This window comes from Paenarthrobacter sp. CCNWLY172 (assembly GCF_037402035.1).
GTDB lineage: Bacteria > Actinomycetota > Actinomycetes > Actinomycetales > Micrococcaceae > Arthrobacter.
Window position 1 is genome coordinate 1 of sequence record NZ_JBBEGB010000019.1, and the last position, 13,093, is coordinate 13,093.

Genomic DNA, 13,093 nt, shown 5'->3' on the forward strand with positions numbered 1-13,093 from the left:
CTTCTCCGATGCCGATCCGCAACCGTGCGCGCAGGAACTGGGCCGCGTTCCGGTACCCGTCATCCAGAACACTGGCCGCTCCCGGAACCGTTACGCCCGGATCCGTTTCGCCCTTGGCCGGTTCGGTCCAGCCGGTCCGCCATTGCGGTGCTGCAGCCGAGGGTCCGGGCTTGGTTTGCTGGGCTTCGGTCCGGGTCCGTTCCACAGCCTGCGCCGCGACCACCTGCAAGTACTCCACCGACCGGGCGATCTCCTCGACCTTGCCGGCAAAATCCGCCGCTTCAACAAACCCAAACAGCCGCGCCTCACTGGCAGCTATCGATCGCAACGCGTCGGCTGCGGCGGCACCCTCAAATAGCGCCGCTTCCAATGTGGGCACGTCAGGTAATGACGGCTCGGCGGACAACGGGCCCCGACCTTCCCCTGGCGCGGATTTCGATCCCGCGGTCAGCGCCGCCCTTCGTGGCGCCACTGGCGCGGATGCCCCGGGTTTGGGCCACGCCTCAGGCACCTTTGGGGGCGCAGATCCCCGGTATTCGCGCGAGCCCGCGGACACCGCCGCCTCCAGCAATGCCTCAGGCAGAGGTTCACCGGGAGCGGGCAACGAATCGAGTCGAGGAAGCAGCCCGGAATTCAGGTCGGTAACAGCATCGCCGGCTGCCGGCGTCGGGCACGTGCGGACAGCGGGTCCGGTAATCGAGTCCAGAGAGAATGATGACATGTGAGGGGCGCCGGACGAACCTGCCCGCCGCGCCACGATCTGCCCTATGCCATCCATAAATCAAGCCTGTCACGATGGCTTGACCGCTATAAGCCCTCATCTGCGCTATGTGGAAAACTACCGTCGGAGGCTCCTGCAATACCTGCAGGCCACCGTCTAGAAGGCTTTTATCCGGCGACTCCGGTTTGGTGGTCGATGCCTGCTTGGTCCACCTTTCGGTGGAAACGCATGCCGGCCTTTCCGCCGACGATGGCGCCCAGAAGCGGGACGATCAAGGCGATGACGAGCCCGATGATGCCGCTGGCAGTCATCAGGCTTCCGTCGAGGGGAATCTGGGGTGCGCCGTTGAGGTCGTCGAGGATGTTGAACTGGTTACCTGCTACTGCCGCGAGGATCGCCACGAGAATGGCGACAATGATGCCCCACAACCACACAGCGAGCCCTTGCTTCGCACCATCGAAGCGGGCCATCCGGCCGGCGACGTAGCCGCCACAGTAGTAGGCCAGGAACAGGACGACTGCCAGCACGATTCCACCGACGATCCCCAGGGTTTCTGCGTTCTGCCGGGCCTGATCTGCTGCCTGACCGGCGCCTGACGGGTTCGCCGCTCCTACGCCAACCCCGATGGCCGTAGCCAAGGCGGTGAGAAGGACGGTCATCCCGACGGCCGTTAGCCAGCCAAAGAAGGCCGAGCCCCATTTGATGCCGCCAAAACGGTCCTTTTCCGCCCGGACGACCTCGTCCCTGCGGGCTTTGGGAGTGCTTGATCCCGAGTCATATCCATCAACCATGTCAGCTCCTGATCCGGTTGCCTGAACTTTGGTAAACCAAGCAAAACACCATCTTCAGCTAGAAAGCAAGGATGCTTACTAAAATGCTGTTACAGCAGTGGCGAGGGCAGGCCACGGCCAGCCCGCCAAGGATAGCGGCGGGTAGCACACAAGCGCACGACGGCGGCAGCTCGCCGTTGTGGGTTATCTAGCCTGCCTGCGCGGCGGATTCCGCTGGTTCTCACATTGAGTCTTGTCAAGCAAACACTAAGCATGCTTACTGTATTGGTGTTCCTTAAAGCCGACGGGTTGAATTTCTTCCCCGCTCCGGCGTTCGGAAACCATGCCTGGTGATGCAGCCCGCTTGGCAACCACATAAGAGAACCGCATTCCAAGGAGACATCATGCTCGCTAGGGAAAACATTGACCGGTTGATGGGCCTCAACGGACACGTCCGTACCACTGAAGGTGACAAGGTGGGCTCGATCGGCACGTTTTACACCGATGATGACACCGGCGAACCCACCTGGGTGACCGTCAAGACCGGACTTTTTGGCAGTTCGGAATCGTTCATACCGCTTCAGGACGCCGCCGTGGATGGTGACGACGTAGTGGTTCCCTACAGCAAGGACCACATCAAAGATGCTCCCCGGGTGGCCGAAGACGGGCACTTGGATCCGGGTGAGGAGAGTCGCCTGTACAACCATTACGGACTCGAGGGCGAGCGCGGCTTCAGCGGTCACGGCGATGATATGCGCGCCGACTCGACAACTGATCGTGATGCACATTTCGCCGGCACCGTGGGTACGCGGGACCCGGTGGGAACCCAGGATACGCTCGGCACCAGGGACGCGATGGACACGGGAGGCGCCTATCGTCCGGAGGCTGACAGGAACGACGACGACGCCATGACCCGCTCTGAAGAAAGGTTGAACGTCGGCACGGAGAAGCAGGCCACGGGTCGGGCACGCCTCAGGAAGTACATCACCACTGAGAACGTCACCACGACGGTCCCCGTGCAGCGCGAGGAAGTCCGTGTGGAGCGGGAGCCCATTACGGACGCGAACGCAGGCGATGCCATGTCCGGTGCCGAACTGACGGAGAGTGAGCACGAGGTCACCCTCCACGAGGAGAGGCCCGTGGTGGACAAGGAGACCGTCCCGGTGGAGCGCGTCCGCCTCGAAAAGGACACAGTGACCGAGGATGTTCGGGTGGACGAGGAAGTCCGGAAGGAGCGCATCGAAACCGAGGGGACCAGTTCGGACGACGTCCGCCGCTAAACGCATGGTGTGAGGCCCACTCTACGTACCACGTGCCCGGGTACGGGCGCAGAGCGGGCCCCGCATCGCGAATTTCGCTATCGCAAAAGGGCGGGGGATGGGACGATCTCCTTATGGGCGAACATGAGAAGGACCGGACTGCTGCGCGCTCGGACGCCGCACAAACGGACACGGGACAAACAGCCGCCGCACAAACGGACGCCGCGCCATCAGCCGCCGCGCCGGAGGACAGGGCAGACCCCACCACCCAGCAGTTGAGGACCGTCGGCCAGCGGCGGCGTGAGGCCGAACGCAAGTTGGATATCCACTTGGAAGAAGCGAGCCATAAAGGCGAAACCCCGCCTAACGCAGGCGAGGGTCATTCCGAAGGGTAGAACCGCTGGAGTGCCCCGGATGTTTTGGGTGCCCCAGCGGGGTGTCGCTCTTGTGTGCCTCTCCCTGATGCAGTTGCAAGGCGCTGTGAATGAGGGGGAAATGGCTGAAGGCCTGGGGAGTATTGCCCAGTTGCCGTTGGGCACGGGGGTCCCACTCCTCGCTCAGCAAACCCACATCGTTGCGCAGGGTGAGGAGCCGCTCAAAGAGCCCGGTTGCCTCGGTGGAGCGGCCGATGCCCAGCAGCGCATCCACCAGCCAGAATGAACAGGCAAGGAAGACTCCTTCGTCGCCAGGCAGGCCGTCGTGCCCGGACTGGGTTCTGTAGCGGAGGACCAGGCCGTCATCCGTGAGTCCTTTTTGGATGGCTTCCACTGTCCCTGCGACGCGTGGATGCCTGTGCGGGAGGAAGCCGACGCGGGGGACCAGAAGCAGGCTGGCATCCAGTTCCTTGCTTCCGTAAGACTGGACGAAGGTGTTGAGTTCCTCGTCGAACCCCTTGGTCATGACGTCGTGATGGATTTCGCTGCGGAGTGCTGCCCAGCGGTCATGCGGGCCGGGTAGTCCGGAGCTCCGGACGCCTTTGACCATGCGGTCTGCTGCCACCCATGCCATGACCTTGGAATGGGTGAAATGCTGCCTCGGTCCGCGCATTTCCCAGAGCCCGTTGTCCGGCTGGTCCCAGGCTCCTTCGAGGTACTCCATCAGGGCCACCTGGATGTCCCAGGAACTGTCCACGGTGCCGTCCTGGAAAGCCGCCCGGGTCAGGGAAAGGCCGTCCAGGACCTCGCCCCACACATCAAGTTGTAACTGCGGGGCTGCGGCGTTTCCGGTGCGGACGGGCAGTGAACCTTCGTAACCGGAGAGCCACGGGATGTCTGCCTCGGGGAGTCTCCGCGCGCCGTCGAGCCCGTACACAATCTGAAGCTCCGACGGGTCGCCGGCGATAGCGCGCAGCAGCCAGTCCCGCCATGCGGACGCCTCCTCCGTGTACCCGGCGGCGAGCAGTGATTGCAGGGTCAGGGTAGCGTCGCGCAACCAGCAGTAGCGGTAGTCCCAGTTCCGGGGCCCGCCGATCTGCTCGGGCAGGGACGTGGTTGCCGCTGCCACAATGCCTCCGGTGGGCGCATACGTCAGTGCCTTGAGGGTGATGAGGGACCGCTCCACCGGTTCCTTGTACTTCCCGGCCATTTCGCTGCGGCCAATCCACTCCAGCCAGAACGACTCGGTCACTGAGAGTGCACGGAAGGGGTCGATCCGTCGCGGCTCCCGCTCATGGCTCGGCGCCCAGCGCAGCACGAACGGGACCCGATCACCCGCGCGGACCGTGAATTCGCTGTAGGTGCGCTTGTCCCGGCCCTCGAGCGGGACGGGGGTGGTGAGGTAGGCCGAGTCGGGACCCGCTACCGCGCTGATGCCGTGCTTGCTGTGCCGGACCCACGGCACCACGCGGCCGTAATCGAAGCGCAGGACCAACTCCATCTGCATGGTGACTTCGCCGGAGATGCCCTCCACGATCCGCACCAGGTCCACGGCGTCGTCCCGGACCGGCATGAAGTCGATCACCCGGACCTTGCCGCCGTCCACTTCCCACTCTGTCTCCAGGATGAGGGTGTCCTCGCGGTAGCGGCGTCGGGTGCAGTTGCCGCCGTCGGGTGTGCCGGCGGGCGCCAAAAGCCAGCGGCCGGCGTCGGGCGTGTGCAGCAGTGACGCGAAGCAGGCGGGGGAGTCGAACCGTGGCAGGCACATCCAGTCAATGGACCCGCTCCGCCCTACCAAGGCAGCGGTGTTCAGGTCCCCGATGATCGCGTAGTCCTCAATCCTGGCCATGGATCAGATCCTAGTCCGCGTCTCCCGCCAGACGGCTCAAGCCGTCCAGAATGAGGTTCAGGCCGAACTGGAATTCGTCGCCAAAGTCGTAGCCGGGCTTAAGGACATGCTCGACGGCGATCTCCACCATGCGGGGATACTCACCGGTGGCGAAGCGCTCCAGGATGGGGCTGGTGATCTCGGCTGCGGTGTCCCGCCCCTCGAACGGGAGGGCCGCTTCCTGCACGGCAAAGCCGTAAATGTAACTGTCCAGCAGGGCGTAGGCGTGGGCAGTGAGCTGGACGGAGAATCCTGCGGTCCTCAGCGTCGCGAGCGTTGCTTCGTGATGCCGGAGCGTTGCAGGGCCAGGCGCGGACCGGCTCTCCAGCAACCCGACTGCCCAGGGGTGGCGCCTGAGTGCCGACCGCATCCGGTGGGCCCTCAACTCCATCTCCTTGCGCCAGTCCCCGTCAGGTGCCGGCAGCTCGATTTCGCTGAACACCATATCCACGATGCCGTCCAGGATCTCGTCCTTGTTGGCGACGTAGTAGTAGAGGGACATGGGTTTGGTTCCCATGCTGAGGGCGAGCGTGCGGATGGTCAGGGCGTCGATTCCGGACTCGTCGGCGAGGGTGACGGCGCATTCAAGGACCCGCTCCCGGCTCAGCGGGCTTCGCTGCGATGCTGCGGCGGGCACGGGCACTCCTCGACTGGTTGCTGGGCTCTAGCGGATTAGTACAGTGTACGGTAATCTCATTGGTACAGCGTACGAAAACCACACCAAACCACTGCTGCATCACTCACCCACCGCACAAGCACTGAAAGGTCCGGCCATGACCACTGGTCAGCAAGCCAAAGAATCCCGTCGCCACAAGGATCGGGCGTTGCCGGGTCCCACCATGCGTGCCATCGTGCAGGACGGCTACGGTTCCGCCGACGTTCTCCATGATGCCCGGGTTCCGCGTCCTGTCATCGCGGAGAACGAAGTACTGGTGAAAGTCCAGGCGGCCGGGCTGGATCGCGGCACCTGGCACATAGCCACCGGCCTGCCCTATGCGCTGCGCCTGGTGTATGGATTCAAGGCTCCCAGGCAGCCCGTCCCCGGGCTGGACCTCGCGGGAACCGTTGAAGCGGTGGGAGCAAAGGTGACCCGCTTTGCGGTGGGTGACCAAGTGTTCGGCTCGGGCAGGGGAACGTTTGCCGAGTATGCCGCAGCCCGCGAAAACCAGTTGGCCCACAAGCCGGCGAACATCACCTTCGAGCAGGCCGCGGTGGTGCCGGTGTCCGCGTGCACGGCGCTGATCGCCCTGCGTGCGGGCGGCATCGAGCCCAGCCAGGACCACCCGGCGCAAGGGCTCAAGGTCATGGTCACCGGAGCTTCGGGCGGCGTAGGCAGTTATGTGGTGCAGTTCGCCAAAGCTGCCGGGGCTGAGGTCACCGGAGTGGCCAGTGCTGCGAAAGTGCCGATGCTGAGGACCCTCGGTGCCGACCACGTGATCGACTACACCACCCAGGACTTCCTCGACGGCACTGAGCAGTACGACGTCATCATCGACATCGCGGGCAACCCGTCGGTTACACGTTTACGCCGGTCACTCACCCCGTCCGGGACTGCCGTGATCACCGGCGGCGAGGAGGGCGGCTCGTGGACGGGAAGCATGGACAGGCAATTGCGCGCCGTGGCGCTCTCGCCCTTCATCCGCCAGCGCCTCACCATGATCGTGGGTACCCAAAACGCACCGGATCTTGAGTACTTGGCCGGACTTCTCGAGGCGGGAACCATTACTCCCGTCATCGACCGGACGTACCCGCTGGCCCAGGTCCCGGACGCCATGCGCTACTTGGATGCCGGCAAGGTCCGCGGCAAGGTCGCCATCACCCTCTAAGCGGTGGGTGCAAGGCAAGAGCCAAAAGAAGGAGGCGGACGACGGCGGGAGGTCGCCGTCGTGCGTTAGTTCTCTTTGCCGGGACCGGTGGCGGATAAGGTCTCAGATGCGGGTCCCATGGTGGTGGGCTCGGCCAGGGGAGGCAGTTTCCTCTCGCCCCCGCGCTGGGAGGCGACGCCGGCAACAACAACCAGCGCGATACCGATGAATTGGACGATGGTGGGTTGCTGGTGCAGCACCAGCAGTCCCAGGAGAACGGCGAAGGCAGGTTCCAACGACATCAGCGTGCCGAAAGCCGTGGACGTCATCCGGCGCAGTGCTTTCAGCTCCAACACGAACGGCAGGACCGGCATCAGGATGGCGACGCCCAGGGCACCTGCCAGGATGCCCCAGTTGAGGTGCCCGGCAGCCTGTGGAATGCCGACGACGGCGGCCGTCGCGGCGGCGATGGGGACCGTCAGGGAGAGCGCTCCGATGCCGGTGAAACGGTCGCCGATCAGCTGCGTCAGCAGGATATAGGCGCCCCACCCAGCGGCGGCGATGGCCGCGAACATGATTCCCAGGAAGTCGACGCGGCCATGCCAGGGTTCGGTCAGCAGGACCACTCCCAGCAGCGCCAGCACCGGCCATGCCAAGGCGCGGCGGTTATGGCTGCGGATGGCCGCCACCGTCAGTGGGCCCAGGAACTCGATGGCGACGGTGGTGCCCAACGGGATCCGCTCCACGGCAGCGAGGAACATGATGGTCATGAGCCCGGTAGCGATGCCGAGGCCCAGGAGTGGCAGGATGTCCGGCCGACGAACCGATCGCAGGGGTGGGCGCGCGATGGCAAGGAAGATGATGGCACCCAGGCTGAGCCGCAACCATGCTGTTCCGGCCGCACCCACCTCCGCGATGAGGCCCACCGAGAGGGCGGAGCTGAGCTGCACCGAGAACATGGCTGCAACAGCAAGGCCCCAAGGCGGAATGGGGCCGCCTTTGCGGGCGCTCACTTGTTGATTCCCATGCCGCTGGGATCCGTGTCCTGCCGATGCCCTGAGCCCACGCCGGGCTCAAAAACAGCAAGGATGAATCGGGCCGGCGTAGCGCCAAGGTTGGCGTAGGAGTGGGCGATGTCGCCTGGGAAGGTCATGGCATCGCCACCTTCGAGGGTTACGGAGTGCTCCCCTGCATCTACGGTCACCGCACCGGCTTGAACCTGCAGGAGTTCCTTGGTGCCCGCCGTGTGGGCCTCGCTGGCATGGCTGTCGCCGGGGCCCAGGGTCCAGTCCCAGAGTTCCACTACGTCCGGTGATTCGGTCCCGGCCACCAGGATTCCCTGGCCGCCCTGTCCGCTGCTCCAGAGTGTTGCGCCTTCGCCGCTGCGGGTGATCTTGACGGGCTTGGGGCGCGGGGACTCCACCAGGGCCGGGAGCCCAACTCCCAGGGCGTCGCTGATCCGCAGCAGTGTTCCGATGCTGGGGTTCGCGGCTCCTTGCTCCACGTTGACGATCATCCGGCGGCTCACGCCTGCAGCCTCGGCCAGGTGGTCCAAGGTCCATCCCCGGGCTTGGCGTTCCTGCTTGACCCGGGTGCCGATGGCCAGGGAGAGGGTGGTGGTGCTGTCATCCATAAGTGCAGCATACTGCACTTTCGGTGCACTCTCGCTATCAGCGAGGCCGGAGGCGGGGTGAACCGGGGGCTGGCTGCCGTCCCGCGCTCGTGCTACCACTGACCCTAGGAACAAAACCAAAGGAGAAATCGTGGCCGAAGACCTTCCTGTCCTTGTTATTGGTGCCACGGGATTCCTCGGTGGCCAAGTGGTGGATGAGCTCCTGAAGCTCGGCAAGAACGTCCGGGCCTTGGTGAGGCCCAAATCCAATGCCGCCAAGGTCGAGGCCAAGGGAGTTGAGATCGTCCGCGGGGACATGCTGGACGCCGCCTCCTTGATCGCCGCGATGACGGGCGTTTCGGCGGTTGTCTCGACAGCCGCCGGCTATACGCGAAATGACAAGAACGCCCAGGCCATCGACACCTTTGGCAACAGCAACCTGGCCGTCGCCGCCAAGTATGCCGGCGTGCCCCGCTTCGTGCTGATCAGCATCGTCACCAGCGACCAAACGCCACAGATCCCGCATTTTTGGAACAAGAAGCTGGCTGAGGACAAGTTCCGGGAGTTCGGCGTTCCCTTTGTGGCTCTCCGCCCGGGTGCTTTCTTTGACCAGGCGGTGGGCATGGGCGGCGACCCCTTCGCCAAGGGCCGCTTTGTATGGCTAGGCTCCAAGGACGCCAGGCTCACTTTTGTCCTGGCCAGCGATGTGGCACGGTACCTCGCGGAGGCTGTTGACGCGGACATTGTTGAGGGGGAGCACATTGATGTTGGCTGGAGCCGCCCCGTCAGCATTCAGGACGCTGCGGACATTGCCGGCCAGCGGGCAGGCAAGCAGATCAAGGTGATGTCCATTCCCGCGGGCGCCATTGCCGGGCTCGGCAAGGTGACCTCGAAAGTCCTTCCGCTGGTAGGAGACATGGCCAGCATGGTGGCGTGGTTCGAGACCGGCAAATATGTTGCGGACACCACCCGCCAGGAGCAGGTGTTCGGGCCCGCGCCGACTCCCGAGGACGCCATCGCCCGGGTGGCCGCACGCTACGGCCACTGATGCAGGGCCCGTCGGAGGGCTTCGTATGGCTGGTGGGAGCCGTGGTTCATAAGTATGCTGACTGTATAGATTCGGCCGACGATCCCTGACCACGCGCCGAACGGACACGAGGAGCACGCTATGAGAATTGGTTCTTCCATTGCCCTGATTGCCATCGGCGCTATTTTGGCCTTCGCGCTCGCCCCGGGACTCATTCCCTTCCTGGACCAAGTCCTGGTGGGCTACATCCTGATGGTGGTCGGCGTCATTGGCCTCATCATCTCCATCGCCATGTCCAACAGGACCCGCCGGACGGTCGTCGAGCGCCGCACCGCCCCTGAAACAGTGGTCGAGCGGCGCGCCGCCCCCGAAACGGTTGTGGAGCGTCGCCCGGAGGTTTAGCAGCCGCCAGCAAGACAACAAGAAGCGCACGACGCCGGACTGCCGCCGTCGTGCGCTTCTTGCGTAGCGCGCTTCTTGCGTCGGGCGCCCAGTCGGCCGTCGTCCAGCAGTCCGGTCGCTCACCGCTCACACGAGTGAGAGGGTGAACGAAAGGACGAAGCCCGCTGCCGTGCTCAGTGCCACTGCGGGGCCGCCATGCTCGTAGGCCTCGGGCATGAGGGTGTCCGCCAGCGACGCGATCACCGCGCCGGCGGCGAACGCCAACGGCAGGGAGATGGTGGCGGGTTCGGCGGAGGACAGGGGCCCGGCGCCAAGGACCACGGCTGCCACCAGCAGCACGGCGCACACACTCCAGAGCAGCATGATCGACCCGGCTTGGCGGCCCTGGCTGCGCATGGACGAGGCCCCCACCAGGGCCTCGGGGAAGTTGGACACAAAGATGGCCGCCAGCAGTGCCAGGCCGCCGGATCCTTCTTCCAAGGAGATGCCCAACGCCACGTTTTCCGGTACGCCGTCCAGGGTCACAGCGGCCAGCAACGCCATTCCGGCAGCCTCGCGTGTGGAGGCGGACGTGGCTGCCCTATCCGACGCGGCGGCGTCGGTGTCCAGCTTCGGGCTGCCCTGCACTTCGTCTGCGGGCTTGGATTTCGATGTGCGGCCGGGTTGGGCCAGGCGATCCAGGAAGGCGCTGAGCGCGGTAAACACTATGGCCCCGGCAAGGAGCCCCACGGCCGCACGCACAATTCCGCCTTGCTGGTAGGCGTCCTCGAACAGTTCGAACGCCAGCGCGGTAATGAGTGAGCCGGCCGCGAAGGACAGCAGGATGGCGAGGAGCCGCTTCGGCAGCTCGAAACGCACACCGATGAGCGCGCCTATCACCAAGGCGCTGGAGGCAATCAATCCGAACCACAGTGATGCCATCACAATGCCATTATTGAAGTAAGTAACCTGATCTTCTCTAGGGTGAGGAGGCAGCGTTCGACGGCGGCAGCCCGCCGTCGAACGCTGCTTGCCTTGGGCGGGCGGTCAGGCCGTTCCGGTGCCCTGCCGCGCACCGGGTGAATCCTTGCTCCAGTCCGGCGACTGGAAGTGGGCGCCGCCGAACATCGGGAAGGGCAGCACGCCTTCCTGGTCCCGGAGTTTCGGCAGCCATGCCGAGATCATCGCTGCAGCCGTGCGCGCTTCCTCCGGCAGGTTTCTTGAGAAACTCGCCGAATCCGTTGACCCTGACATGAGCCCGACGGCGCGGCTCGCCGCCGTCATGAGCGCGGGCACTACTGCCGGACTGGACGACGACGTCTCCCGGATCCTTTACGAATACTGGCCCCACATGCTCCGTGACCCCGAGCAGCGGCGCATCCAGGACGAGCTCACCAGCGCCCAAGAGCAGATCTACCGCGACATCATCGACGCCGGAACCCGCTCCGGCGAGTTCTCTCCCCTTCTGGACCCGGCCAAGATCGCCAGGACCCTGGTTGCCCAGGAAGACGGGCTGGTGATGGATGTGCTGGCCGGAAGTGCCGGCAGTGAGTACGTGCTGGATCTCATGGGGAGCCTGGCGTCCGCCCTTCTGGGGCTGCCGGCTGGGGCGCTGCTGGAGCGCATGGGCGCACGATCGGCACCGGCCACGTAACGGCGAACGGCGCGCCCGGCGGTAGGCTGCTGGCATGGAGAAGTCATTCGATATTGAACTGGTCAATCAGAACGAATACTTGGTGCGCTGGGCCTCGGAAGGCCAAACCGGGGAATCCCTGGTCCACACCAACCCGGAGTTCCTTGCCGAGGCTGGCCTTGGCGGATTCGACGAGCAGATCGTTGTTGAAGAAACCACGTCGTACCTGGCCGAGCACCAGCCGGTGATCGACTTCCCCCAAACAGTGGACCTGGAAGAGATTGCTGCCGCCTATACGGATTACGCTGAACAGCTGAAGGCGCGGCTGGAAGCACGGTAGCCGGCGGGTCTATGCCCGCCCGTTAAGGCCAGAGGGCGATCGCGAGGACGCCGACCCCCAAGAGAAGATAGAGCACCGCTGCAGCAACCGATCGTTGGGTGGTGCCCGTGGCGAATCGGTCGTAGACCTTTTGAAGTTTTTGCGGACCTTGTCGCCGTGAGCGATGCCGAGGGCAAGCAGAATCAGGCATGGCACGCAATAGATGATCGCGTATCCGGCGAGGACAAGCAGGCCCGTTCCCGTGGATGTATCTGCGTCCACCATCCGTTCAATGGCAATGAAGTAGGGGAACGCGTTGGGAAGATCGGCGCCGGTGACCAGTACACCGAACGGAAATGCTGTGCCTATCCCGAACCAGGATGGCAAGCCGATGCCCTTTCGGGGGCGATCCTTGAGGCGTCGGTAGCCGGTGATGAACAGTGTTACGGCAGCCACAAGGAAGACGATTCTCCGGAGCCAGGCAAGTCCGTCACTGACGGTGTCTGCTGCTGCTCCGGCGCCGAGGAAGATCACTGTACCCAGAATGAATACGGTGCTCAAGGCGCCCACGACAAACGACAATGCCGAGGTCACCGGGTGCTTGCGGACCGTGAGCAGGATGAGGGTTATGGTCACGATTGTCGCCGGATTGAGGCTGTCCGCCAAGCCGAGACCAAGGATCGCCCACAGCAGGCCGGCGGTCATTCGGCGTTCCTTCGTGGCTCCAGCCACGTCAGGATGTTCTCGACCGGGGGAAGAGCCTCCCTCGTCAGGGAGTTCATCACCATGCCATCTCCAAGGAGTCGAACGATCGACGCTGCCACGGGGTCTCCGAGCTCGGCTGTCAGGAGTTGCTCCCAGCGCTTTGATGCCTCCGCTGAAAGGCTCAACAGCCCGTCTGCGTTCTCTCCCAGGTCCGTGAAGGACACGAGGAGCGCCCTGTAGAGATCCGCGTCATCTTGTGACATCGAGATGCGCAGCCACGTCTCAACCACGTTCCCCCTGGTGACGGCCGCGTTGAGGGCCTCATCCAAGGATTCGATGGCCTGGACTGCCAAGCCTTCGAGCAATGCAGCCTTGGTTCTGAAGTGATGCGTGAAGCCACCCTTTGACACCTTCGCCGCGGCTGCCACGGCATCCATGGACGGTATGGATCCGGTACTGATGGCGAGCTGACGGGCCGTGGCGAGAATCTATTGGCGCCGTGATCACGGCAATCCCTCCCAGGACCGGAATGTCCAGCTTGTGACCGCTGGTTGGAAGCCGCGCTGAGCGGCTGGCAGGGGACTTCTGCCCATTCCCGT

At 64.3% G+C, this 13,093-nt stretch carries 15 protein-coding genes and 1 pseudogene; 7 read left to right on the top strand and 9 right to left on the bottom strand.

From position 1 onward, the window contains the following. A pseudogene (locus WBN73_RS20275) lies at positions 1 to 721 on the bottom strand (hypothetical protein); the annotation flags it as partial. Between the two features lie 167 nt (positions 722 to 888). Next, positions 889 to 1,512, bottom strand: a complete 624-nt coding sequence (locus WBN73_RS20280) for a hypothetical protein (protein ID WP_207595419.1) — start codon at positions 1,510 to 1,512, stop codon at positions 889 to 891. 383 nt (positions 1,513 to 1,895) lie between these two features. On the opposite strand from WBN73_RS20280, the gene WBN73_RS20285 reads away from it, so the two are divergent. Further along, positions 1,896 to 2,771 (top strand): PRC and DUF2382 domain-containing protein, encoded by an 876-nt coding sequence (locus WBN73_RS20285; protein ID WP_337341177.1) that lies wholly within the window; start codon positions 1,896 to 1,898, stop codon positions 2,769 to 2,771. Positions 2,772 to 2,884: 113 nt separating this feature from the next. After that, entirely contained in the window at positions 2,885 to 3,145 is a 261-nt protein-coding gene (locus WBN73_RS20290) for a hypothetical protein (protein ID WP_337341176.1), read from the top strand. On the opposite strand, the gene WBN73_RS20295 is transcribed toward WBN73_RS20290, so the two are convergent. Further along, a complete protein-coding gene (locus tag WBN73_RS20295) occupies positions 3,114 to 4,973 on the bottom strand; it encodes a glycoside hydrolase family 15 protein (protein WP_337341175.1) in 1,860 nt (619 codons plus the stop codon). The two genes, WBN73_RS20290 and WBN73_RS20295, sit on opposite strands and share 32 nt — an antisense overlap. 10 nt (positions 4,974 to 4,983) lie before the next feature. Continuing rightward, positions 4,984 to 5,649, bottom strand: coding sequence for a TetR/AcrR family transcriptional regulator (locus WBN73_RS20300; protein ID WP_337341174.1), 666 nt, complete (start codon positions 5,647 to 5,649; stop codon positions 4,984 to 4,986). Between the two features lie 136 nt (positions 5,650 to 5,785). Here WBN73_RS20300 and WBN73_RS20305 point away from each other — a divergent pair, with 136 nt between their 5' ends. Further along, on the top strand, positions 5,786 to 6,838 hold the full coding sequence (locus WBN73_RS20305; RefSeq protein WP_337341173.1) for an NAD(P)-dependent alcohol dehydrogenase: 1,053 nt from the start codon (positions 5,786 to 5,788) through the stop codon (positions 6,836 to 6,838). Positions 6,839 to 6,903: 65 nt separating this feature from the next. On the opposite strand, the gene WBN73_RS20310 is transcribed toward WBN73_RS20305, so the two are convergent. Both WBN73_RS20310 and WBN73_RS20315 read right to left on the bottom strand, forming a co-directional pair. Continuing rightward, positions 6,904 to 7,776, bottom strand: a complete 873-nt coding sequence (locus WBN73_RS20310) for an EamA family transporter (protein WP_337341179.1) — start codon at positions 7,774 to 7,776, stop codon at positions 6,904 to 6,906. Between the two features lie 50 nt (positions 7,777 to 7,826). Next, positions 7,827 to 8,450, bottom strand: a complete 624-nt coding sequence (locus WBN73_RS20315; protein WP_337341172.1) for a helix-turn-helix domain-containing protein — start codon at positions 8,448 to 8,450, stop codon at positions 7,827 to 7,829. Between the two features lie 130 nt (positions 8,451 to 8,580). Here WBN73_RS20315 and WBN73_RS20320 point away from each other — a divergent pair, with 130 nt between their 5' ends. Beyond that, positions 8,581 to 9,477, top strand: a complete 897-nt coding sequence (locus WBN73_RS20320; protein WP_337341171.1) for an SDR family oxidoreductase — start codon at positions 8,581 to 8,583, stop codon at positions 9,475 to 9,477. Positions 9,478 to 9,597: 120 nt separating this feature from the next. Beyond that, positions 9,598 to 9,858, top strand: coding sequence for a DUF6458 family protein (locus WBN73_RS20325; protein ID WP_089596786.1), 261 nt, complete (start codon positions 9,598 to 9,600; stop codon positions 9,856 to 9,858). A 126-nt stretch (positions 9,859 to 9,984) separates the two neighbouring features. Here WBN73_RS20325 and WBN73_RS20330 read toward each other — a convergent pair whose 3' ends face one another. Continuing rightward, positions 9,985 to 10,782 carry a ZIP family metal transporter gene (locus WBN73_RS20330; protein ID WP_337341170.1) on the bottom strand — a complete coding sequence of 266 codons (798 nt, stop codon included), beginning with the start codon at positions 10,780 to 10,782 and terminating at the stop codon, positions 9,985 to 9,987. Between the two features lie 115 nt (positions 10,783 to 10,897). Here WBN73_RS20330 and WBN73_RS20335 point away from each other — a divergent pair, with 115 nt between their 5' ends. Together WBN73_RS20335 and WBN73_RS20340 are read left to right on the top strand one after the other, a co-directional pair. After that, positions 10,898 to 11,491 carry a TetR family transcriptional regulator C-terminal domain-containing protein gene (locus WBN73_RS20335; RefSeq protein WP_337455661.1) on the top strand — a complete coding sequence of 198 codons (594 nt, stop codon included), beginning with the start codon at positions 10,898 to 10,900 and terminating at the stop codon, positions 11,489 to 11,491. Positions 11,492 to 11,525: 34 nt separating this feature from the next. Further along, positions 11,526 to 11,810, top strand: a complete 285-nt coding sequence (locus WBN73_RS20340; RefSeq protein WP_337341168.1) for a hypothetical protein — start codon at positions 11,526 to 11,528, stop codon at positions 11,808 to 11,810. A gap of 9 nt (positions 11,811 to 11,819) precedes the next feature. Here the strand turns inward: WBN73_RS20340 and WBN73_RS20345 are convergent, their stop codons facing one another. Both WBN73_RS20345 and WBN73_RS20350 read right to left on the bottom strand, forming a co-directional pair. Beyond that, positions 11,820 to 12,494, bottom strand: a complete 675-nt coding sequence (locus WBN73_RS20345) for a GAP family protein (RefSeq protein ID WP_337341167.1) — start codon at positions 12,492 to 12,494, stop codon at positions 11,820 to 11,822. Beyond that, positions 12,491 to 12,982 (bottom strand): TetR/AcrR family transcriptional regulator, encoded by a 492-nt coding sequence (locus WBN73_RS20350; protein ID WP_337341178.1) that lies wholly within the window; start codon positions 12,980 to 12,982, stop codon positions 12,491 to 12,493. Before WBN73_RS20350 ends, WBN73_RS20345 begins: the two co-directional genes overlap by 4 nt. Positions 12,983 to 13,093 lie beyond the last annotated feature (111 nt).

Coding starts and splice junctions, on each gene's coding strand:
- WBN73_RS20295 (WP_337341175.1), bottom strand. CDS start 4,973: ATGGCCAGGATTGAGGACTACGCGATCATCGGGGACCTGAACACCGCT.
- WBN73_RS20310 (WP_337341179.1), bottom strand. CDS start 7,776: ATGTTCTCGGTGCAGCTCAGCTCCGCCCTCTCGGTGGGCCTCATCGCG.
- WBN73_RS20345 (WP_337341167.1), bottom strand. CDS start 12,494: ATGACCGCCGGCCTGCTGTGGGCGATCCTTGGTCTCGGCTTGGCGGAC.
- WBN73_RS20280 (WP_207595419.1), bottom strand. CDS start 1,512: ATGGTTGATGGATATGACTCGGGATCAAGCACTCCCAAAGCCCGCAGG.
- WBN73_RS20290 (WP_337341176.1), top strand. CDS start 2,885: ATGGGCGAACATGAGAAGGACCGGACTGCTGCGCGCTCGGACGCCGCA.
- WBN73_RS20315 (WP_337341172.1), bottom strand. CDS start 8,450: ATGGATGACAGCACCACCACCCTCTCCCTGGCCATCGGCACCCGGGTC.
- WBN73_RS20305 (WP_337341173.1), top strand. CDS start 5,786: ATGACCACTGGTCAGCAAGCCAAAGAATCCCGTCGCCACAAGGATCGG.
- WBN73_RS20340 (WP_337341168.1), top strand. CDS start 11,526: ATGGAGAAGTCATTCGATATTGAACTGGTCAATCAGAACGAATACTTG.
- WBN73_RS20325 (WP_089596786.1), top strand. CDS start 9,598: ATGAGAATTGGTTCTTCCATTGCCCTGATTGCCATCGGCGCTATTTTG.
- WBN73_RS20285 (WP_337341177.1), top strand. CDS start 1,896: ATGCTCGCTAGGGAAAACATTGACCGGTTGATGGGCCTCAACGGACAC.